The organism is Dellaglioa sp. CoH-56-MRSF-14 (assembly GCF_056782115.1).
Map to the genome: position 1 here is coordinate 26,094 of NZ_JBXAYB010000001.1, position 20,404 is coordinate 46,497.

Annotated in this window: 21 protein-coding genes; 5 read left to right on the top strand and 16 right to left on the bottom strand. The window is 33.2% G+C overall.

From position 1 onward, the window contains the following. Positions 1–8 precede the first annotated feature (8 nt). Positions 9–566: a LemA family protein gene (locus tag AC1RPX_RS00125; RefSeq protein ID WP_409021597.1), complete on the bottom strand. Its 558-nt coding sequence runs from the start codon at positions 564–566 to the stop codon at positions 9–11. 189 nt (positions 567–755) lie between these two features. On the opposite strand from AC1RPX_RS00125, the gene AC1RPX_RS00130 reads away from it, so the two are divergent. After that, a complete protein-coding gene (locus AC1RPX_RS00130) occupies positions 756–1,220 on the top strand; it encodes a low molecular weight protein-tyrosine-phosphatase (protein ID WP_481760864.1) in 465 nt (154 codons plus the stop codon). Positions 1,221–1,260: 40 nt separating this feature from the next. On the opposite strand, the gene AC1RPX_RS00135 is transcribed toward AC1RPX_RS00130, so the two are convergent. Beyond that, positions 1,261–1,971, bottom strand: a complete 711-nt coding sequence (locus AC1RPX_RS00135) for a class A sortase (protein WP_481760865.1) — start codon at positions 1,969–1,971, stop codon at positions 1,261–1,263. Between the two features lie 107 nt (positions 1,972–2,078). On the opposite strand from AC1RPX_RS00135, the gene AC1RPX_RS00140 reads away from it, so the two are divergent. Next, positions 2,079–3,314 carry a multidrug efflux MFS transporter gene (locus AC1RPX_RS00140; RefSeq protein ID WP_481760866.1) on the top strand — a complete coding sequence of 412 codons (1,236 nt, stop codon included), beginning with the start codon at positions 2,079–2,081 and terminating at the stop codon, positions 3,312–3,314. Positions 3,315–3,399: 85 nt separating this feature from the next. Here AC1RPX_RS00140 and AC1RPX_RS00145 read toward each other — a convergent pair whose 3' ends face one another. The 8 genes from AC1RPX_RS00145 to AC1RPX_RS00180 form a co-directional block, all read right to left on the bottom strand. Further along, positions 3,400–3,663, bottom strand: coding sequence for a type B 50S ribosomal protein L31 (locus AC1RPX_RS00145; RefSeq protein WP_409021601.1), 264 nt, complete (start codon positions 3,661–3,663; stop codon positions 3,400–3,402). Positions 3,664–3,769: 106 nt separating this feature from the next. Further along, complete coding sequence (rho, locus tag AC1RPX_RS00150; protein ID WP_409021602.1) at positions 3,770–5,035, bottom strand: transcription termination factor Rho; 1,266 nt, start codon at positions 5,033–5,035, stop codon at positions 3,770–3,772. A gap of 8 nt (positions 5,036–5,043) precedes the next feature. Further along, positions 5,044–6,309, bottom strand: a complete 1,266-nt coding sequence (locus AC1RPX_RS00155) for a UDP-N-acetylglucosamine 1-carboxyvinyltransferase (protein WP_481760867.1) — start codon at positions 6,307–6,309, stop codon at positions 5,044–5,046. 124 nt (positions 6,310–6,433) lie between these two features. Next, the gene (locus AC1RPX_RS00160) at positions 6,434–7,312 is read right to left on the bottom strand and encodes an RluA family pseudouridine synthase (RefSeq protein WP_481762396.1); all 879 of its coding nucleotides are present in this window, start codon (positions 7,310–7,312) and stop codon (positions 6,434–6,436) included. A 257-nt stretch (positions 7,313–7,569) separates the two neighbouring features. After that, positions 7,570–8,865, bottom strand: a complete 1,296-nt coding sequence (locus AC1RPX_RS00165; protein WP_481760869.1) for a helix-turn-helix domain-containing protein — start codon at positions 8,863–8,865, stop codon at positions 7,570–7,572. A gap of 36 nt (positions 8,866–8,901) precedes the next feature. Next, positions 8,902–9,051 (bottom strand): hypothetical protein, encoded by a 150-nt coding sequence (locus tag AC1RPX_RS00170; RefSeq protein ID WP_481760870.1) that lies wholly within the window; start codon positions 9,049–9,051, stop codon positions 8,902–8,904. 189 nt (positions 9,052–9,240) lie between these two features. Continuing rightward, entirely contained in the window at positions 9,241–10,725 is a 1,485-nt protein-coding gene (galT, locus tag AC1RPX_RS00175) for a UDP-glucose--hexose-1-phosphate uridylyltransferase (protein WP_481760871.1), read from the bottom strand. A gap of 24 nt (positions 10,726–10,749) precedes the next feature. Then, the gene (locus AC1RPX_RS00180; RefSeq protein ID WP_481760872.1) at positions 10,750–11,916 is read right to left on the bottom strand and encodes a galactokinase; all 1,167 of its coding nucleotides are present in this window, start codon (positions 11,914–11,916) and stop codon (positions 10,750–10,752) included. 126 nt (positions 11,917–12,042) lie between these two features. Here AC1RPX_RS00180 and AC1RPX_RS00185 point away from each other — a divergent pair, with 126 nt between their 5' ends. After that, positions 12,043–13,035: a LacI family DNA-binding transcriptional regulator gene (locus AC1RPX_RS00185; protein ID WP_481760873.1), complete on the top strand. Its 993-nt coding sequence runs from the start codon at positions 12,043–12,045 to the stop codon at positions 13,033–13,035. 43 nt (positions 13,036–13,078) lie between these two features. On the opposite strand, the gene AC1RPX_RS00190 is transcribed toward AC1RPX_RS00185, so the two are convergent. After that, positions 13,079–13,933, bottom strand: a complete 855-nt coding sequence (locus tag AC1RPX_RS00190) for a hypothetical protein (RefSeq protein ID WP_481760874.1) — start codon at positions 13,931–13,933, stop codon at positions 13,079–13,081. A 189-nt stretch (positions 13,934–14,122) separates the two neighbouring features. Between AC1RPX_RS00190 and AC1RPX_RS00195 the strand changes: the two genes are divergently transcribed. Both AC1RPX_RS00195 and AC1RPX_RS00200 read left to right on the top strand, forming a co-directional pair. Then, the gene (locus AC1RPX_RS00195; RefSeq protein WP_481760875.1) at positions 14,123–14,947 is read left to right on the top strand and encodes a helix-turn-helix domain-containing protein; all 825 of its coding nucleotides are present in this window, start codon (positions 14,123–14,125) and stop codon (positions 14,945–14,947) included. Positions 14,948–15,024: 77 nt separating this feature from the next. Beyond that, positions 15,025–15,441: a hypothetical protein gene (locus AC1RPX_RS00200; protein WP_481760876.1), complete on the top strand. Its 417-nt coding sequence runs from the start codon at positions 15,025–15,027 to the stop codon at positions 15,439–15,441. A gap of 313 nt (positions 15,442–15,754) precedes the next feature. On the opposite strand, the gene AC1RPX_RS00205 is transcribed toward AC1RPX_RS00200, so the two are convergent. The 5 genes from AC1RPX_RS00205 to AC1RPX_RS00225 are packed head-to-tail and all read right to left on the bottom strand — an operon-like array spanning position 15,755 to position 19,948. Then, positions 15,755–16,381, bottom strand: coding sequence for a hypothetical protein (locus AC1RPX_RS00205; RefSeq protein ID WP_481760877.1), 627 nt, complete (start codon positions 16,379–16,381; stop codon positions 15,755–15,757). A 4-nt stretch (positions 16,382–16,385) separates the two neighbouring features. Then, positions 16,386–17,114: a DapH/DapD/GlmU-related protein gene (locus tag AC1RPX_RS00210; protein ID WP_481760878.1), complete on the bottom strand. Its 729-nt coding sequence runs from the start codon at positions 17,112–17,114 to the stop codon at positions 16,386–16,388. Beyond that, the gene (locus tag AC1RPX_RS00215; protein ID WP_481760879.1) at positions 17,104–17,988 is read right to left on the bottom strand and encodes a glycosyltransferase; all 885 of its coding nucleotides are present in this window, start codon (positions 17,986–17,988) and stop codon (positions 17,104–17,106) included. Before AC1RPX_RS00215 ends, AC1RPX_RS00210 begins: the two co-directional genes overlap by 11 nt. After that, complete coding sequence (locus AC1RPX_RS00220; RefSeq protein WP_481760880.1) at positions 17,975–19,225, bottom strand: PTS sugar transporter subunit IIC; 1,251 nt, start codon at positions 19,223–19,225, stop codon at positions 17,975–17,977. Before AC1RPX_RS00220 ends, AC1RPX_RS00215 begins: the two co-directional genes overlap by 14 nt. Then, positions 19,226–19,948: an HAD-IIB family hydrolase gene (locus tag AC1RPX_RS00225; RefSeq protein WP_481760881.1), complete on the bottom strand. Its 723-nt coding sequence runs from the start codon at positions 19,946–19,948 to the stop codon at positions 19,226–19,228. Positions 19,949–20,404 lie beyond the last annotated feature (456 nt).

Consider the following 20,404-nt stretch of genomic DNA (forward strand, 5'->3'; position numbering starts at 1 on the left):
CTAACTGTTTAATCAAATGAAACGTTGGGTACAGCTTTTTCAGCTTCAGGGACTTCAAGATATTCTACTTTTGTAAAATGATGAATTCCGGCAACAATGTTACTTGGAAATGATTGAATTTTTGCATTTAAACTTGCAGCAGTTGAGTTAAATAGTTGACGTGAATAAGAAATTTTATTTTCTGTATTTGATAGTTCTTCCATTAACTTAGTGAATTCTGTGTTAGCTTTTAAATCTGGGTAACTTTCAGATAACGCAAAAATACTTTTCAATGATTGACTCAATTGATTAGAAACTTCCATTGTTGTTTCATGTGCATCCGTTGGTACTTGTGTTAATTGATTACGTAATTCAACTACTTTAGCAAATGTTTCTTTTTCGTGAGTTGCATATCCCTTAACAGTTGAAACTAAGTTAGGAATTAAATCATTACGACGTTTTAATTGGACGTCAATTTGACTCCATGATTCCTCAGTCCGGATTTTTGCTTTTACTAAACCATTGTAGCCGCTAATGTACATAATAACTAAAAGTACTACGATAACTCCGATAATAATCATTGCCATAATTTTCAGTCTCCTCTTTAAATATAAAGTGTCTTATTTTAGTTTCTATTCTTAATTATCATACCAAAGTTAGACCCTTTTAGAAAGCAATTAAGCTAACGGTTACACCAATTTATCTAACTAGTTTTAATAATGTGATTATTATGGCATAATAGCATTATTAAGAAATTTGTAAAGGGGATTATTAACATGAATGTATTATTTGTATGTATGGGAAATATTTGCCGATCACCAATGGCTGAAGCAATGTTACGAGACGATTTAGCTAAGTTAAACCTTTCTGACCAAGTAACTGTTGATTCTGCTGGCACAAGTTCTTCACAAGAAGGAAATGGCGCCCATGAAGGGACTATTACTAAACTTGTTGAACATCAGATTCCAACAGATGGCTTAATCTCACGTCCGGTTAGTTACTTAGATTTCATTAATAGTGATTTAATTATTGCAATGGATGATATCAATGTTGAGCGTCTTGAAAAAGCTGCACCTGCATCTAAAAAAGAAAAAATCGTTAACTTCCTTTCAATTGTTCCCGGTAAAGAAAAAGAATCTGTTCCTGATCCATGGATTACTGGTGACTTTGACGAAACTTATAACTTAATTAGTCTTGGAATGCCTTACTGGATTGATTATATTAAAGCACAAATTAAATAATAAAAATGACCACAAATTTTAAAATTTGTGGTCATTTTTATTATTTATTATTATGAATCATTTTAAAATACTTTTGAACTGTTTTTGGTGCAGCATTGTATGTCCAATCTTTAACATACTCACCTTGGACCATCAAACGTCCGGCACCCGTATCATCACAAGTAATTAATGTGACTAATTTTTCTCCGGGTACATCATCAATAACTTGAACGTCTGTTGCTTTGATATATTTCATTTTAGATGTTTCATACTCATAAATCTTTTTAGCATCTGTTAAATAGATTTTTTGGCCAATTTTCATGCTAACTAATGGACTAAACAATAAATCCTTTCGAATCATATGATGTCCAGCAAGTGCATAATTACCCTCGCCCATTTTTTGGTTTTCCTTTAAAGTTCCAGCAGCAAGTGCCAAGGTATCAGTGCTAACGCCTTTAGCAATCGGCAAGTTCATTGAGACATCCGGAATACTAATTTCTCCAAGTAAAACCAAATTTTTTTCATTTGCTTTTGCTTTCACGACATCTGCCGTATTCAAACTCTTAACTTCACTAAAATCAAAGGATGCTTTTTTATTTTTATTTTTATCGACTAATTCTGAATTAATGGTTGGGTCTGTTAGTCCAACAATAAAGTTTTTAATTTGTTCATTGAATACTAGCGAAAGCCCCACCAATAACAATAGTATTAATAATATAGTTGTTAGCCATTTTTTCCAACGACTTTTTTTAGCTGCTTTATTTTTTTCCATTAATAACCCCCACTTTCGCTTAACAACTATTTTACCATATAACTTTTATCCTTGTTTAGTGTTATGATTATAATTATCAAAAAATATCTTTAGGGGGACTGTTTAATTTGTTGACTTCACTAAAATCAACATTTTTTCGTTCTAGACAACCTTGGGAACAAAATTTATTTGTTTTATGGTTTGGTACGTTCATGGCTGGCGTGGCATTTAGTTTAATTATGCCATTTATGTCACTTTATATTGATACGTTAGGTGACTTCACCAAAACCGAATTAAATTTTTATAGCGGCATTACCTATTCATCTACATTTTTAATTACCGCCATTGTTTCCCCACTATGGGGTCGTTTAGCTGATCGAAAAGGTCGTAAATTAATGATTTTAAGAGCTTCATTCGGAATGGCCATTGTTTTAGGCCTGATGGGGCTTGTCAGTAACGTTTACCAATTAATTGCGTTACGTTTATTACAAGGTGTCTTTTCTGGTTATATTAGTAACTCACAGGCACTGATTGCAACAGAGACACCCAAGCGGCAAAGTGGTAAAGCACTCGGTATTTTAGTTACCGGTAGTGTTACTGGTACTTTATTTGGACCACTAATCGGTGGCGCAATAGCTGGGGTCTTCGGCTATCGTATTACCTTCTTCATTACTGCTGCGATTTTGCTAATTGTTTTCTTACTTAGTTATTTCTTTGTACATGAACATTTTACGCCTGTTGAAAAAGGTGAAATGCAAACGTCAAAAGAAATCTTCAAGAAATTACATCATCCTAAATTAATTATCGGGATGTTTGTCACTACCTTAATCATTCAAGCATCAAATTATTCCATTAGTCCTATTCTAAGCTTATACGTTCGAGAACTCTTACATAACGTTGGAAATGTTACCTTTATCAGTGGGTGTGTGGCTTCTATTCCAGGAATAGCAACGCTAATTGCTGCGCCTCGCTTAGGAGTACTAGGCGATAAAATTGGAACAGAACGTATTTTAAAAATTGCACTTACTGTCGCAATTTTCATTTTTATTCCAATGGCATTAGTGACTAATGTTTGGCAACTTGGCGGCTTACGTTTCTTAATTGGGATTACGGATGCCGCAATGTTACCTGCAGTTCAAACAATTCTAACAAAAAATACACCGGCAGAATTCACAGGTCGAGTGTTCAGTTACAATCAATCATTCCAAGCCATGGGATCAGTCGTTGGTCCTATGATTGGCTCTACCGTTTCTGGCGTATTCGATTACAAAGGTGTCTTTATTTCTACCGCTATTTTAGTTGGTATTAATCTCATCTGGGTTCTCTACGTCACAAAAGGGATGTATTCACGAAAAGCTGAATAGTAACGTTCAATCTAGTTGAACGTTACTATTTTTTTGTATAAAAAAAGGAAGAAGCTTATTGGCTTCTTCCTTTTCGAAATAGTTCTTATTTTGCAGCGTTTGCGTCTGTAAGACCATATTTCTTGTTGAAACGATCCACACGGCCATCGGCTTGAGTGAATTTTTGACGTCCAGTATAGAATGGATGTGAATCCGATGAAATTTCGACACGAATCAATGGGTATGATTTGCCATCTTCCATTTCAATTGTTTCTTCTGAATGTTTTGTTGAACCTGAGATAAATTTGTAACCTGAAGTAGTATCCATAAATACAACTTCATGGTAATCTGGATGGATTTCTTTTTTCATAAGTAAGTATTCTCCTTTGCCCTAATCCATCTGCTGAATTAGAGTTATTCTTTATATTACAACATGCACAATCTTATCACGAATTAACTCGTTTTACAATTAAATTTTATTTACTTGTTTTTGTTAACTCTTTTAAAAATTCAGCATTATTTTTTGTTTTCTTCATTTTTTGGATAACACGTTCCGTAGCACCTAGTGAATCGCCTGTCATCATCTTTCGAATCTGCCATAGTTCTTCAATTGTTTGCTTAGATAATAATAATTCTTCTTTACGTGTACTTGATTTTTTTAAATCGACAGCAGGGAAGATACGGCGTTCAGCAAGCTCTCTTGAGAGTTGTAATTCCATATTACCGGTTCCTTTGAACTCTTCATAAATCACATCATCCATTCGGCTACCCGTATCAACCAAAGCAGTTCCTAATATTGTCAGGCTTCCACCTTCTTCAATATTACGTGCAGCACCAAAGAATTTTTTAGGTCGATAAAATGCTGCTGGATCAATCCCACCTGATAACGTCCGTCCGCTTGGCGGAATCGTTAAATTATACGCTCTAGCCAAGCGAGTAACTGAATCCATTAAAATAACAACATCTTGCTTATCTTCAACTAATCGCATTGCACGTTCTAAAACAAGTTCAGAAACACGCGCATGGTTCTCTGGTTGTTGATCGAATGTTGACGATACAACATCACCTTTAATTGATCGTTCTAAATCAGTCACTTCTTCAGGTCGTTCATCAATTAATAGTACGATTAATTTTACATCGGGATGATTTTCTGCGATTCCTTGAGCAATCTCTTTAAGTAAAGTTGTTTTCCCAGCTTTAGGTGGTGCCACGATTAAACCACGTTGACCAAATCCAATAGGAGCAAATAAATCAGTTAATCTCGTTGAAAGATTTTGACTAGTTGTTTCTAAAGTTAATTGTCGATTAGGATATAAGGGCGTCAGTGCAGGAAAATGTGGACGTTCCTTTGCTTCTTCTGGATTTTTACCATTAACTGTATCAACGTGCATTAACCCATAATAACGTTCATTAGGCTTTGGTGGTCGTGCTTTACCTCCGACTAAATCCCCATTTCTTAAATTAAATCGCTTAATTTGTGAGGCAGAAATATAAATGTCCTCTTGTGATGGGCCGTAGTTAATTGGACGCAAAAAACCGAATCCATCCTGATTGGGAACAATGTCTAAGACACCTTCCATCAAAATGAATCCTTGTTGTTTTGCTTGAGCCCTTAGAATTGCCAAAGACAATTCTTTTTTATTCATTTGGCTATAATATTGTATTTTATATTCTTGGGCATAGCCATAAATTTCTTTAAGCGTCTTGTCTTTTAATTCACCCATCGTTAAGAAGTCGCTCATTTAATCACCTAATCTTCATCAATAATTTCTACATCAGCAGATAAATTTGTCATTTTTTGTACAACGCAATCATAACCACGTAAAATATTATCGGCTTTCTCAATGACAGTCGTACCATTAGTCATTAAAGCAACTTCAAGTAATGCAGCACCTGCACGAATTTCATCTGCATAAACAGTTTGGCCTGTTAATTCAGTTGATTGATTGATTCGAATAATGCCATCTTTTGATTCAATCTTAACACCCATTCGTTGCATTTCTGGAATGTGCTTAATCCGTTCAGGATAAAGTGTATCAATAATACGACTCTCACCTGTAGCCTTGAGCATAACGGCAGTAATTGGTTGTTGCAAGTCAGTTGCAAACCCAGGATATGGTGAAGTTGTCACTTCAATTGGGATAATTTTATCGCCACCAGGAACAAAAATACTATCTTCATTCACTTGGAAAGTAACGCCCATTTCACTAAGTTTAGCTAAAAATGAATCTAAATGTTCAGTAATAACATTCTTAATTAAAACGCCCTCACCCATTGCAGCAGCAAGTGAGATATAAGTACCAGCTTCAATACGATCTGGAATAATCGTATGCGTATTAACAGCTTTTAAGCTATCAACACCTTGAATTCTGATTTCACCAGTCCCCGCACCACGAATATGAGCACCCATATTATTCAAGAATGTTGCAATATCAATGGTTTCAGGTTCTTTTGCAGCATTTTCAATGATTGTGGTTCCTTTTGCACGGACAGCAGCCAATAAAATGTTAATTGTTGCACCCACTGAAACAAGGTCCATAAAAATACGGGCTCCCTTTAATCCTTCAGGGCCACTCGTAATAATCACTGCGTCTTCTTCTTCGATAACTTCAGCGCCAAGAGCTTTAAATCCCTTGATGTGTTGATCAATCGGACGTGGTCCAATATTATCACCACCAGGAAATCCAACAACTGCACGACCGAACCGACCTAATAAGGCACCCATAAAGTAATAAGAAGCTCTTAAACTTTTAATGGCACCACCAGGTAAAGGTTCATCCTTAATCATCGTAGGATCTACCATTAAGTTACCAGCGTTAAATTCAGACTTAACATTCATTTGATCTAAAATTTTCATTAAATTATGTACATCTAAAATATCGGGGACACTGTCAAAATGCACAGGTGTATCCGCAAGAATAGCTGCAGGAATCAATGCAACAGTACTATTCTTAGCACCACCGATTATTACTTCGCCAGACAGTTTTTTACCGCCTCTAATAATCATCTTTTTCATTTATTATTTCCTCACTTAAAAGTGCTTTCACAAATTGATTATAACTATATTAATAATAAAGAAAAAGTTCACGAAATACAATAGATATTCGCCACTTTATCCAAATATACAATCTTGCCTGATACTATTTTAATAATTGAGCCATATCAGCTGGGAGTTCTGATTCAAAAGCTAATTTTTTACCCGTAAATGGATCTTCAAAGCTTAATTTAGCAGCATGTAATGCCTGTCTATCAATACCTTTGTCCATCGGGCCATCATATAACGCATCCCCAACCAAAGCATGATGAATAAAATCAAAATGTACACGAATTTGATGTGTTCGGCCCGTAACTAACTTCACATCAACTAATGTGTAGTCTGGAAATCTCGTTACAACTTTATAAGTTGTTTCTGAGGCTTTTCCTTCAGCCATAACAGAACGACGAATTTCGCCTTCCTTTTTACCAATTGGTTCTTTAATATCTCCTTGATCACTTTTAACGTCACCTGCAACAATTGCTAAGTATGATTTTTCTAACTGACCATTACTTAATTGAGCAGCAATCAAACTATGTGCAAATCCATGCTTAGCTAATAAAACAAGTCCACTTGTAAAACGGTCTAAACGCGTAATAACATGTGGCACGAAACTACTTGAATGAGTTGCAATCAAATGGCCTTTAACACGGTTAACCAATGTTGTATCTTCATTAGATGGGCCTGGCACGGTTACCATACCAGCTGGCTTATCGACTACTAACCAGTTTTCATCTTCAAAGACGATATTTAATGGTTCATCACTTGCATGTATGGCATCGTTATCTGGTTCTTCTGGCAACGTCAAAATAACTTCATCACCATCAATCAGTTGATAATCCCAATATTCATTCTTTTTGTTAACTCGAACTTGTCCCTCGCCTTGTTTAATTCTGGCGATTAATCGTTTACTAACGCCAACCTCAATTAAAAATTTTTTTAAACTAATTGTGCCTTCACCATTGTTTGTTAGCGTAAATTGCATGTCATTATCCTTCATTTCTCGTCATAACGTTTATTCTCTATCTTATCACACTTGGTAGCCTATAAAAAAAGGCGATTATAATCGTTAAATTATAATCGTCTTTTTTTATTTTGTAATAAATAAATGTTTGCCCAATTCGATACTGTTTAATGCTTCAAAAGAAATCCCCCACGAATATCTCTTGTTAGTTCTCTATAATATAGAGTATACCGAATGATTCATGGGTTGTACTATCAAAAAAAAAACTAGAAACATTTTTACTGATAGTGTTTTCTATTCACGTTTAACAGTCGTTTCCCCATCTCTGGCATATCATTATCAAGTCCTAATGCAGTGATAATATACTTATCAAATGCATTGTTTTTATAATTTTTATTCATGAAATTAGTAACCACCATATCATATCGTTGACTAGAATCATAAATACTGACATTAACGCGTAAATTAATATTTAAATCTTGACTCATATTTCTGACAAATAATTCTTTAATTCGCTCGTTTGCATTTAAATCAACCCCAACTGTTAACATGGTTTCTTTTTCTAACAATCTAGCGCTAAAAATTTCGACCATTTTATTAATAAATGGCTGCCTGTATCGCTTATAGAAATCAGACCATTTTTTAGCTAATAATGGACTGTCGATTAATTCATCCATGGCAATCTCAACATGACGTCGAACTGAATGATTTGAATATTTTTTTCGATAACTATTCATCATGTAAGTTCCCACGGCATCCATCGTTCCATGAAAACAAAATGCTTCAGTACAAATTGGGTACAATGATTTACTAACATTTTCACCGATAATTTTAACATCTAATTTAGATTCAAATCCTTGTTCCAAATATTTAACAGCTTGTTGAAGTTTGGTGTTATTTGTGTGATTAATTGCAATAAAATCGCGGGACAAGTAAGCACTTGAAGGAACTGAAACAAAAGCAGTTGTCCAAGCGTAAAGTAGGGCGCTCTCAAAATGAACATCAATTTTATTTGAGAACTTAATATAAATATCTTGCATCTTTTCTTCAACTTGGTTAAATAGTGAATTATTTGCAATCATATCTGCTAAATCATCAGAAATCACCCAATTATCACGATCTTTTCGCATCATTCGATGAACACTGACCTTCATCCAAATTCTAGTCCTCATTAAATTACTATCATTCACATTGAAGTTAAAATATGTTTCAAATACTTTAATGTATTCAAGAATGACGCCCGCTTCTATCGTATCATTATAGTTAAAATCTGTCGCTAGAAATAGTGAATAGTAAAAAAATCTAATTTGTAATTCAGAACCAACTACCTCACCATGTGCAATTTTAATCTGAAATTCAGACAACAAATTATTAAGTTGCTTAATTCTTCTGAAGATAGATGATTCACTAACATTTAAACTAAGACTCAAATTTTCAATACTGCTATTTTCATCATAATAGAATGCCATTAAAATTTGGTAATTAATAGACTCTTTCACATACCGATAAACCGTTTCGTAAAAATTAATTTTGCCTTTACCTATAAATTGAATGTTATTCTTTTTTATGATCATATAGGGTTCATCACCTGAATTGAATTCGCCATCCAATTACTCTAGTGCAACTCGCAAAGCTGTATTTGAAACATTTAATCGATTACAGATTACTTTTCTTGATAACCCATGTTCATTTAATGATAGCAATTCAATAATTTCACATATTAAAAACTCTGGTCGATCCAGAATATCTTTTTTGTACATTTATTCCTCCGAGAATTCTCATAATTACCAGCATGTCAACTTTAGTAAGAATATTATATATTTTATTTTAACACAAAACATTAAAAAGAGAATTTTCTAACACTATCTTAACAATTATCGTTAACCAGTTAGTTTCTATTTGATTTCTAAATAAAAAAGATTAACTTAAATAAGTTAATCTTTTTACGTTTAAACTTGTTTAATAAACTTAACGAATGCTTGTTGGCCGTGGTCATCTTGTTTATAAACCCCAGCATCTTCAAGAACACGCATAAAGACTTTTCCAACTTCGTTTTGTACGAGCTCACTAACCGTCTCTTTAGAAATCATCGAATTATCACGCTTAATTTCATCAGCCCAAGTTTTATGATAAGCCGCCATGACATTTGGTTGATCTGTTAGATACTTCTCAACCTCTGTTATTTCAGTTTTCAAACGAGGTGGTAAAATAGCTAATCCCATAACTTCAATCAAGCCAATGTTTTCTTTTTTAATATGTTGAACATCAGCATGTGGATGATAAATACCATCTGGAAATTCATCAGATGTTTGATTATCTCGCAAGACTAAATCCAATTCATAACGACCGTCACGCATTCGAGAAATTGGCGTCACAGTATGATGTGGCGTACCGTCAGCATCTTTTGCCAAAATTTGTGCATCGGCATCACTATATTCTTGCCAAGACGTTAAAATTTTTGCTGCTAAATCAGCTAATCGTTCTGGATTTTCACCATTTAAACGAATGACTGACATTGGCCAGTTCACAATACCTGCTTGAATGTCATCAAATCCTGCAAATTGCATTGTTTGACTCATTTCTGCCTTTGCCATTGGAAAATCATGACGTCCACCTTGATAGTGTTCATGCGTTAAAATTGAGCCACCTACAATTGGTAAATCTGCATTACTTCCCGCAAAATAGCCCGGGAATTTTTTAACAATTTGAAGTAAATCTGAAAATGTCGTTTTGTTAATTACCATAGGTTCATGCTTTTCATCTAAGAAAATTGAATGTTCATTGAAGTAAGCATAAGGCGAATATTGAAAGCCCCATGTTGCATCCCCCAAATCAAATCGTACAATCCGATGATTGCGACGAGCTGGGAAATCTAGTCTTCCAGCATAGCCTTCATTTTCCATACATAATTGGCATTTAGGATAACCCGTTTGTTTCATTGTTTTAGCTAAAGCAATTTGCTTTGGATCTTTTTCAGGTTTAGATAAATTAATGGTGATTTCTAAATCACCATAATTTGTTGGTACCTGATAAGCAATGTTTTTCGCAATAGCCGCAACTTTGATGTAATCGTTAGCCTGACTTAATTCATAAAAATAAGCCAAAGCTTTCTCTGGGTCTTTTGCGTATAAATCCCAGAAATGTTTATTCACGTGACTTGGAATTGGTGTGACCAGATCCATTAATTTAGCACCAAGAATATCTTGCTCCGCGATTAGAGCACTGATTTTCTCGTTTTTGATTGCTAAATTAAGTAGCTCGTCTTTAACAGCAATTATTGTGTCAGAAACTGGTTCAGTTACTTCTATCTCTGATTCACCAACCAAATCTAAAACGACGTTTACTAAATAAATTTTATCATCTGTCGAATAAGTCGTTGGATCAAACTGAATAACTTTATCGACGAATTTTGAAATTAATTGTTTAGAATCCATGTTTTTCCCTCTATCTCTTTATGCTTAATCTAATTTTTTAGCGCCATCAGCAATTTCTGCTAAATAGAAACTTGGTGCATAACCGATTTTTTCTTCGTAGATACGACCCACTTCACTTTCAAATGCGTCAACTTTGTCTTTAGCAACAATGGCAATTGCACAACCACCAAAACCAGCACCAGTCATTCGAGCACCTAGTACTCCTGGTTGTTCCCATGCTGTTTCAACAAGTGTATCAAGTTCAATACCCGTTACTTCATAATCAAATTGTAATGAAACATGTGAAGCGTTAACTAATTTACCAAAACGTACTAAATCTTCATTTTTCAAAGCTTCTTGAGCCATAATCGTCCGTTGGTTTTCTGAAACTGCATGACGCGCACGTTTTAGAAGGTTTTCTTTTTGGATTAAGTATGTTTGTAAATCAAAGCTAGCATTGTCCAAATCACCTAATGATTTAATATCATTTTTCTCTTGTAATAATGCTAATGCTGCTTCACATTCACTACGTCGTTCATTATATTTAGAATCTGCTAATTCGCGACGTTTATTTGTATTCATAATAATAATAACGTTGTCTTTTAAATCAATTGGTACTAAATCGTAATCTAGTGTATTTGTATCCAGTAAGATAGCATGATTTGCTTTACTCATACCGACTGCAAATTGATCCATAATTCCTGAATTAACACCGATAAATTTATTTTCTACCATGACACCTGTTTTAACAAGATCAACACGATCAATGTCTAAATTAAATTGATCTTCTAAAATAACACCCATCAATAATTCAATTGATGCAGATGATGATAAACCAGCACCATTTGGAATGTTACCTTCAAGTAAAATATCTAATCCTTTATCAATAACATAACCTTGCTCTTTCAAGTAAACAATCATCCCTTTTGGATAATTAGCCCAGTTATGTTCTTTTTGATATGATAAATCACTTAAATCAAATGAGACAACGCCATTATCTTTAAAGTTATTTGACATGATATTAATTGTTGTATCATCACGTTTTGTTGCAACTGCATATGTGCCTAATGTAATTGCTGTTGGGAAAACATGTCCACCATTGTAATCAGTATGTTCCCCAATTAAGTTGATACGACCTGGTGAGAAGTAACTTGCATTTGCGTCCACACCGTAAACATCTTTAAATTCGCTCTTTAATTCATTAATTTTCATTATATTTTCCTCCAATTTATTAACCGCTTTCATTTTACTAAATATTTACTAAAATTACAATCTTTTTACGACATTCTTTTTATTATGGTAAACTGATACACATAACCAATCAATCAGGAGGTAGTCATGGCAACACTTAAAGACATTGCACAGTTGGCAAAAGTTTCTAATGCAACTGTTTCTCGCGTGTTAAATTACGATCAAACATTATCCGTTGGCGACGATACACGTAAACGAATCTTTGAAGCAGCTGAAAGTTTAAATTATTCAAAAAATAAAAAGAAATCCAGTACACCTCAAGGTAAGATTGCTATTATCGAATGGTATACAGAAAAAGAAGAATTAGATGACCTGTATTACCTTTCAATTCGAATTGGTATCGAACGTAAATTAATTGAACTCGGTTATGAAATTACACGTTTTTTCCAAAATGATCAATTTAGCGCCTTGACTGATACTCTTGGTGCTATTGTTATCGGTAAATACAGTGCAGCACAAATAGCCGGATTTAAAGAACTAAATTCTAATTTAGTTTTTGTTGATATGAACACACTAAATTTTGGTATTAGTTGCGTCATGACTGATTTCAAAACGCCAGTTACAACCGTTATTGACCATTTTAAAAAACAAAATTTAACTAAAATTGGCATGATTGCAGGACAAGAAAGTACATTTGATGATGTCAATTTAGGCCCAGATTCCCGCTTCACTCACTTTAAAAATCACTTAGAACGTACTAGCAACTACCATCCCGAATGGGTTTATACAGGCGATTTCACGCCAGAATCAGGTTATCAATTAACCTTGAAATTATTAAATGATCAATCAGATAATTTACCAGAAGCGTTGTTTATTGCAAATGACGCAATGGCTGTCGGTGCATTACGTGCATTAAATGAAATATCAATTAAAGTGCCTGAACAAATCAGTTTAATTAGTTTTAATGACACATCTATTGCTGAATATACTTTCCCAACGCTTAGTTCAGTTAAAGTTTATACAGAAAAAATGGGTCAATCTGCTGCAGAACTATTAGTCAATCAAATGTCGATGACTGAAATTATCCCTCAGATTATTACCATTGGAACAACCTTAACACTTAGGAATAGTTCCAAATAAAAACAACTGGTATTCAGAAATTAATCTGAACATCAGTTGCTTTTTATTTTTTATTACGACCAATTAACCAGAATACTAGACCAACAGCAAGTAAAATTAAACTACCCACTAACATGGTATTAAATGTGTCACTGATATAATTATTCACAATATCAGTAAAAACAGAAGCTTTACTAGACACAATACCAATTAGGCCACTGTACAAGGCAATTGCAGAACCAATTGAAACTAGAACACCACTCCAGATTGCACTGAATCCGACGTATTTAAGCGGTATAAAGAATGCCCGATTAATAGCCAGTAAGAGTAGCGCAAAAATAACAGAAGCTATTAAACTATACATAAAGGCTGTTTGGACTATTACTTTTACCGAACTAACTGTACTAGCAATTTTTGAAAGATATGGCGTTTGGATATTATTCGTCAAATATTCACTTAAATTACTTTTAAAAGTTGCGACAATCCCATCAATTTTAGCGCTAACCAACGGATTTGATGTGTCCGTTTTTTTCATAACGTTGCTAGCAACTTGATTGGTAATCTCAGTTGGATTGATGACAGTTTGTTTTCCAGCATATACGTTACTAAAACTATTTTTCGCAATGTTAGTAACTTGTTGATTCGTTAAAGCATCTTTAACAGCTGACGTTGGCACATCATTTAATGTCGCAATACTTGAAATACCATCATTCATCTGTCGTGTCACAAGTGTCACGTTCGAATCTGTTAAAATTTTTTCTTCAGTATAAGTTTGATTCAAAACGGTTATTTTTAAGACACTTGTCACAAATAGTACGATTAAACTAAGGCTCAAGAAGAAAGATATCCAGCCGTTTAGACCTTTATGGTTGTCTATCTGATAGGTCTCAGTATGTTGCTTTTGGAATTCTGCACGCATGATTCTATCCCCTTTTGTTAATTCTCAAATTATTTAAATTTTAACATTCAATTGTAGGTTAATTGTACGCGACATGATTGAAAAATGGTAGTTTGATTTATTAATCATGAAATTTTATCATTATGCCCCATTATGTTATTATCCCAGTAATTACTGTTTAACTTTTTCAAACTAGAAAGAGGTTATATCATGCCTAATAGCTTAGGATTAATTTTAAAAGAAACTCGCCAATCGCTACACTTAACTCAAAAAGAAGTTTCCAAAGATATTTGTGCGCAATCGATGCTTAGTGCTATTGAAAATAATAAATACATACCTAATGCACAGCTCTTAATCCAACTATGTCATAAATTATCGATTACTTTAGACCAAATAAGTCTTCTGGAAAATTTTGATATCAGTTCAGAAAATGAATTCAATGAACGTGTATCTAAGTTATGTAATCAACACCAATACAAAGAGTTACTCCAGTTTCTAAATAAAGAAACGGTTACCAATAATTTAAAAACGGATAAGCAACTTCAGGCATACTATTATTATATCGGTATTGCAACTCTACATACTGAAAATAAATTGATTGCTACCGAAAAATATATTAAGTTGTCCCTTGCTTCCAGTAATAAAATTCTGCCAGATACCCTTACCCGACTTGGTACCGTCTCTTTGGCCTTTATATATGCAAAGCAAAATTTACAAAATAAGGCTGAGAAATATATTGATCAGACTTTTATGGACTTTAATAAATTATTTTATGAAGAAAATCAAAATATTTTATTCTATTTGACAGCACTTATTTATTTTAAGCTCAATAATTTAACAATGTCTCTTAATTGGATAAACAAGTCTGTTAAATTCGCTACTGATCATAACTCACACTATATGTTAGCCAACTCTTTTTATTTAATGGCTCAAATTGCAAAAAGAGCAGAAGATAAAGATAATTTTTTAGCCGCTACTGAAAAGCAACAGCTACTAACTGGCCTTTTTAATGAACAAATTTATAAAAATATTTAGAATATCAGAATACTGATTTTTAATTTTTACTCAAATTGGATAGGATGAAGTCATCAAATAAAAGGAGGTTTCATCCTATGGAAAAACCACTATTTTCAAATGTTATTTCAATCAAATCAAGTAAAGAAAAAATCGCGTTGTTTTTAAAAAATCCGGAAACTTTACTGAAATGGATACCTGATATTATTCAGGTACAGCCAATTGACAACAATAAATTCAATATTCACAGAACAGATTCTGCTTTGAATAAAAATGAGGAAATTTCTGTTAGTTCAGAAAATGATACAATCTACTATGAAAGTACCGGAGGAAAACTCGAATACACTCTAATTTTTAATTTGACTAGTAAAAATGCAACAACATTATTAGAAGAAAATTTTTACTTGTCTGAAAATGATCATTCACATTTACCATTAAAATTACTCATGCCAATCGCTAAACATGCCTTTAATTCAAACTTACAAAGCTTTAAACGAATAATTGAAAACAACTAAAAAAGAGATTCCTGCAAGGAGTATGGCTAATTTTTGTTACTTCTTGGTAGCTTGTAAAATTAATCCGAACGCTGTTCGGACAAAAAAGGTCAGCTTCCTTTAAAATGGTGTTTACCACAAACACACTTTCTAGGAACTGATCTTTTGTCTAGTATAACCTAATCTGAACGAATTAAAATTGAAACTTTCTGTGAGTTAGAACTATCTAATTCTGAAATGACCATCATTTAAACCGTTCACCAGGTTTCAAATTATAGTTGCAGCGCCTTAATGATTTCAACTTTTTTAAACTATATAATATAGATTTTTGTTTCTAAAAATCGTTATAAAAAACAAATTTAACACCATCATAGCTGCCTTTCAAGAGAAAAATTTCAAATTCTTTTACACAAACGTTAATATATTGTTCTACATCCTCTTTTTTAAGTAAACCTGGAAAGTCTTCGATAGACATATCATCAAAATCAGCATCCAAGTCTTCAATAATTTCACTAATATCACGATCAATTATTTCGTTGACCCCAGTCGATAAGTATTTGTTATTTTTCAAAGTTACCAGTTTATATTGTTTTATCAGAATACCATTATAATAGTGAAAGTCTAAATAGAATCTTCGTAGCGCTTCATCCTTACTATAACTCATGTTTTCTAAAATATATTTTTTATAAACAGTTTTTAGCCAAATATCATCAGATATAAGATGAAGATAATATCCTAGTTGAAACGTATTCAAACATGTTCCATACTCCTCTAGAAACATGTTTGGAAACATATCATGTTCTCCATCTTCGCGTTTCACCATAAAGTGCGTAAGCTCTTTGGGTGTTCTCGAATTTTTGTTAACATCTGGAGTAATACTTCCAATTAAAAAATCATTTCCAAACCCATGCTTATTATTTATTACTTGTGCAATTGATAAATGCATTATTCTTGATCCCATTTGTCTAACATCCTTTTTTTACTGTGTGAGTATAATAATCTTGTAAGTATAATTTACTGTCATTTGCATAAAAACCCTCTTTAATCATGAGATGTGGCAACGCAACACAATTTTTCCCCATTGTAACACCTGGATATGTCATAGTGTAAGCTCCAATGCGACAGTGATCACCTATAATGGCTCCAAATTTTGAACTTGTTTTTAAATATGTTTTATCATCGAAAAAAATTTTTTTTGTTTTATGCCATCCAGTCGCGTCAATTTCATCATACAAGTTAAAGCTGGAAGTCGACGCATAAGCTGAAAAGTTTACATCACTTCCAATAAAAGACCGCGTTATTGTATTAAAGTGTGCAATATGCGTATCATCCAGAATCACACTATTAATAATCTCCGAGGAATGCCCAATTATAGTATTTTCCCCAATATAACAGCCACCTCGAATAAATGCACTTTTCCCAATCAATGCATTGTCTTTGATGACTGCTGGGCCTTTGATGTAAGCAAACCCCTGAATAATAACATTTTCACCGATATACACATTCCCCTCAATAATTGCACTCTTTGATATTTGGCTACTATTTGCAGTGTATGAATGATTTAATCTAGTTAGATCCACATAATTAAAATTATCCAAAAAATCAACAACAGTTTGCTTCAACATACCATTACGCAATCTCTCATCATTAACGTCTATAAAATTGTGTAAATCAACAACGTTCTTAGTTTTCATTATTTCCACCAGCTTTACTCAACTCTCCATTTAATAATTCCGTTTTAGTTCCAATCCAAGTTCTAATTGAGCTTAAACCATATTTATTGAACATATATTTTCTTTTCCTTAGCGTATATTTTTTAGCTTCTTCGGTGCTTACTGTATTTTTATTTTTTTCATGTGGATAGTGAACTGCAATCGCAGATCTATCAAGGATAAATCTAATATGATGCACAAATGCGTTAATAGCGAAATCTGCATCCTCTCCACCATAAGTTGTGTAAGCCTCATCGAATCCTCCGATTCTTTGATAGGCATCTTTTGATATTCCAATATTACATGACCAACCAATTACCCATGGTGCTGGCCACTTAGACAAATCATCTCCCATTGACTGGTATACTGATTCACGGCGATCATACGCATTTAAATTCAATAATACTTGAATCGTGCCATCGACATCCGCCGCATTAAAGTTATCAATAATTGCCTGTTTATATTTATCATGATCATCAAATCCCGCAACATAACCAATCACAAAACTATTTTCATTATTTACTAAAATTCTATGGTACTCACTCACAAATGTACTACAAACTGCAATACCAGCATCAATAAATACGAGATATTTACCCCCAGAGATATTTGCTCCAGCATTTCTCGCTTCAGAAACCTTAAATCCATTATCCGACTGATAATAGTACTTAATATTCAGTGATGTCTCAAATGCCTTAACAATTGAGATTGTTTCTTCAGACGATCCATCATCGACAACTATTACTTCAAAAGTCGTATTATTCAGTTTTTGTTTAAGTAGTGACTGCAAACTAATTTCAAGTAATTTATTCCGATTGTAGGTTGGAATGATTACGGATATATCAAAATTTTCCATTACTATGCGCTCCCTTTAAGACTAACTTAGTGCTATTATTTTCGTACAGCTTTAAAAACGGTGTGTAAACAACAAAAGACATAATGATAATTACGATTTGAAACACAACATATTTATAACTTCCTAGCAAAAAGCCTGAAATTAATGGTGGTGTTATCCACGGAAGAATGACACCGTTAAACGGCGGAATAACTCCATATAGAATACAAAGATATAAAGACATTCCGGTAATAACTGGAATAAAAATGAACGGTACTACCATGTATGGATTCAATACAATTGGTAGTCCAAAAACTATTGGTTCGTTAATATTAAATAAACAAGGTACAAAAGCACCTAATCCTAGCTTGCGATTACCTGACTCTTTTGAAAAAATAATCATTGATAGAATAAGCCCTATACTAATACCGCTTCCTGTCATAGTAATAAATTGATTTAAAAACTGTTGAGTTACTATATGCGCTCCATTCACTATTGTTAGATTATGGTGTGCTGCTATAATCGACTGGTTTTCAATAGTATTTGTCAATAAAATCGGTGTTATTACTCCACCAATAACGGAATTACCGTGAATGCCAAAAAACCAAAAAACTGAAATCAATGCCGAGATAGAAATCACACCAAAAAACGTGTCCGATAAGTTTTGTAAAGGAAGCTGCAAAAGAGTATAAATAGTCTCTACGAAGGTTCTTTTTATGATAAATTGAAATACAAATTGAACGACACCTATAACAATAAAACAACAAAACATCGGAATTAAAGACTCAAAAGCTATTCCAACATTACTCGGTAAATCTTTAAAAACTTTATTTCCAATCCTTAAGTTAACAATCTTTTCAAAGAAAATAGGGATGAGTATTCCGATTAACATCGCTGCAATAATCCCCTTGCTTCCAATCCAATCAATGGTTATATTCTTTACTATTTTTACATTTTCTGCTCCACAAAGAACTAAAAATGAAATTAGTGCGGTAATAGTTGTTTCTAGTTTTAATTTTTCGTTTTTAGTCATCGAAAAAGCAATTCCTAAACAACTTACTACACCTAAAATGTTGAACGAAAAAGTAATCAATCGATTCATTAAGACTTTCAAATCGGGATTAATATCAAATTGTACAAGAATAATGAAAATAGAACTTACAATTGTAATGGGGATGGTATATATCATCCCATCTTTGATTCCAGTCAAAATTCTGGAATTGAAGAAACGATTAGTTGCCGATGTAAGCGATTTCATTTATTCTACTTCTTTCTTCACATAATTACTTATATCACTGTATACATTTATTAAATATCTAGCAGCAGTCTTGACAGGCAACGGACTATCATTATAAGTAAATGACTTATTAATGCTTTGAAGCATTGTTATATCATTATAATCATCTCCGACAGAATACACATTATTAATATTTACTTTTTTTATGTTAACCAACCAATTAATTGCAGTACTCTTATCAATACCCACACGCGTAATGTCTAAGTATTTTCCATTGCGATTGAAATTCAATATTCTTTTCGTTGCTATTTTCTCACTTATAGCATTGATAATTTTAGTACTTGCTACGACAGTAATTGAACAAATATTATCCGAGCTAGGATTTAATTTATCGAAACTACGTAATTCATTGTCACTACTTGAAATCATAATTCGTTCGATTGAACTCAAGTATTTATTAATTATTTCTTTTATCGCATTGATCTGCTCCCCGTTCAGATAGAATGCTTTAATAATCTGACCTCTACTATCAATTACTATTGAGCCATTTGATGCTAGAGCGTAGTTAAACTCAGGTAGACCATATTTTTCTTTCGCATTGACTATCGATTTTGGAGATCTTCCGGTGGCCACAACAAAGAGATCATTTTCTTTGTTGTGTTTCGCAATAGTCTCTCTTGTATTCTTATCTACAAAGTCACCTCTCAAAATCGTTCCATCAAAATCACTAACTAGCATATTCATTTAATCACCCCTACATATTATTTCCGCGAACCAAATCTTTTTAACCCCCATATCATTTTTACTCCTACACAGTTCGCTACACCCACATTATTTACCTAATGTCTAGATATTTCAAGGGAATTTTTTTATATATGTTATTTTGAGATTTTGAATCAGTATTAAATAACCACTCGGTTCAATTTTAATACCGCTCAGATTTAAAGATTAACTGATTATTCTTTTAAAAAGGGCTCTTTGTCAACTGGTGTTGGTGGCGGAATACTAAGGTATTTGTCGAAAGACAGATGCCTTTTCTTATGCAAAATTAATTCAATTCGGGTAAAGAAATGCTGGTTATTTTTGAATCCATAACAATTACGTTTAAGGTAGATTGTGAAAAACTATAATCGTTTTCTATTTCTTCTTGTCTTATTATCATTGTTGCATCCTCCTTTCCATACTTTATTTATTACTTCA

What these genes read in the sequence shown, in the direction of transcription:
- AC1RPX_RS00125 (WP_409021597.1), bottom strand. Translation starts at nt 566, where the DNA reads ATGGCAATGATTATTATCGGAGTTATCGTAGTACTTTTAGTTATTATG.
- AC1RPX_RS00130 (WP_481760864.1), top strand. Translation starts at nt 756, where the DNA reads ATGAATGTATTATTTGTATGTATGGGAAATATTTGCCGATCACCAATG.
- AC1RPX_RS00135 (WP_481760865.1), bottom strand. Translation starts at nt 1,971, where the DNA reads ATGGAAAAAAATAAAGCAGCTAAAAAAAGTCGTTGGAAAAAATGGCTA.
- AC1RPX_RS00145 (WP_409021601.1), bottom strand. Translation starts at nt 3,663, where the DNA reads ATGAAAAAAGAAATCCATCCAGATTACCATGAAGTTGTATTTATGGAT.
- rho (WP_409021602.1), bottom strand. Translation starts at nt 5,035, where the DNA reads ATGAGCGACTTCTTAACGATGGGTGAATTAAAAGACAAGACGCTTAAA.
- AC1RPX_RS00155 (WP_481760867.1), bottom strand. Translation starts at nt 6,309, where the DNA reads ATGAAAAAGATGATTATTAGAGGCGGTAAAAAACTGTCTGGCGAAGTA.
- AC1RPX_RS00160 (WP_481762396.1), bottom strand. Translation starts at nt 7,312, where the DNA reads ATGCAATTTACGCTAACAAACAATGGTGAAGGCACAATTAGTTTAAAA.
- AC1RPX_RS00165 (WP_481760869.1), bottom strand. Translation starts at nt 8,865, where the DNA reads ATGATCATAAAAAAGAATAACATTCAATTTATAGGTAAAGGCAAAATT.
- AC1RPX_RS00170 (WP_481760870.1), bottom strand. Translation starts at nt 9,051, where the DNA reads ATGTACAAAAAAGATATTCTGGATCGACCAGAGTTTTTAATATGTGAA.
- galT (WP_481760871.1), bottom strand. Translation starts at nt 10,725, where the DNA reads ATGGATTCTAAACAATTAATTTCAAAATTCGTCGATAAAGTTATTCAG.
- AC1RPX_RS00180 (WP_481760872.1), bottom strand. Translation starts at nt 11,916, where the DNA reads ATGAAAATTAATGAATTAAAGAGCGAATTTAAAGATGTTTACGGTGTG.
- AC1RPX_RS00185 (WP_481760873.1), top strand. Translation starts at nt 12,043, where the DNA reads ATGGCAACACTTAAAGACATTGCACAGTTGGCAAAAGTTTCTAATGCA.
- AC1RPX_RS00190 (WP_481760874.1), bottom strand. Translation starts at nt 13,933, where the DNA reads ATGCGTGCAGAATTCCAAAAGCAACATACTGAGACCTATCAGATAGAC.
- AC1RPX_RS00195 (WP_481760875.1), top strand. Translation starts at nt 14,123, where the DNA reads ATGCCTAATAGCTTAGGATTAATTTTAAAAGAAACTCGCCAATCGCTA.
- AC1RPX_RS00200 (WP_481760876.1), top strand. Translation starts at nt 15,025, where the DNA reads ATGGAAAAACCACTATTTTCAAATGTTATTTCAATCAAATCAAGTAAA.
- AC1RPX_RS00205 (WP_481760877.1), bottom strand. Translation starts at nt 16,381, where the DNA reads ATGGGATCAAGAATAATGCATTTATCAATTGCACAAGTAATAAATAAT.
- AC1RPX_RS00210 (WP_481760878.1), bottom strand. Translation starts at nt 17,114, where the DNA reads ATGAAAACTAAGAACGTTGTTGATTTACACAATTTTATAGACGTTAAT.
- AC1RPX_RS00215 (WP_481760879.1), bottom strand. Translation starts at nt 17,988, where the DNA reads ATGGAAAATTTTGATATATCCGTAATCATTCCAACCTACAATCGGAAT.
- AC1RPX_RS00220 (WP_481760880.1), bottom strand. Translation starts at nt 19,225, where the DNA reads ATGAAATCGCTTACATCGGCAACTAATCGTTTCTTCAATTCCAGAATT.
- AC1RPX_RS00225 (WP_481760881.1), bottom strand. Translation starts at nt 19,948, where the DNA reads ATGAATATGCTAGTTAGTGATTTTGATGGAACGATTTTGAGAGGTGAC.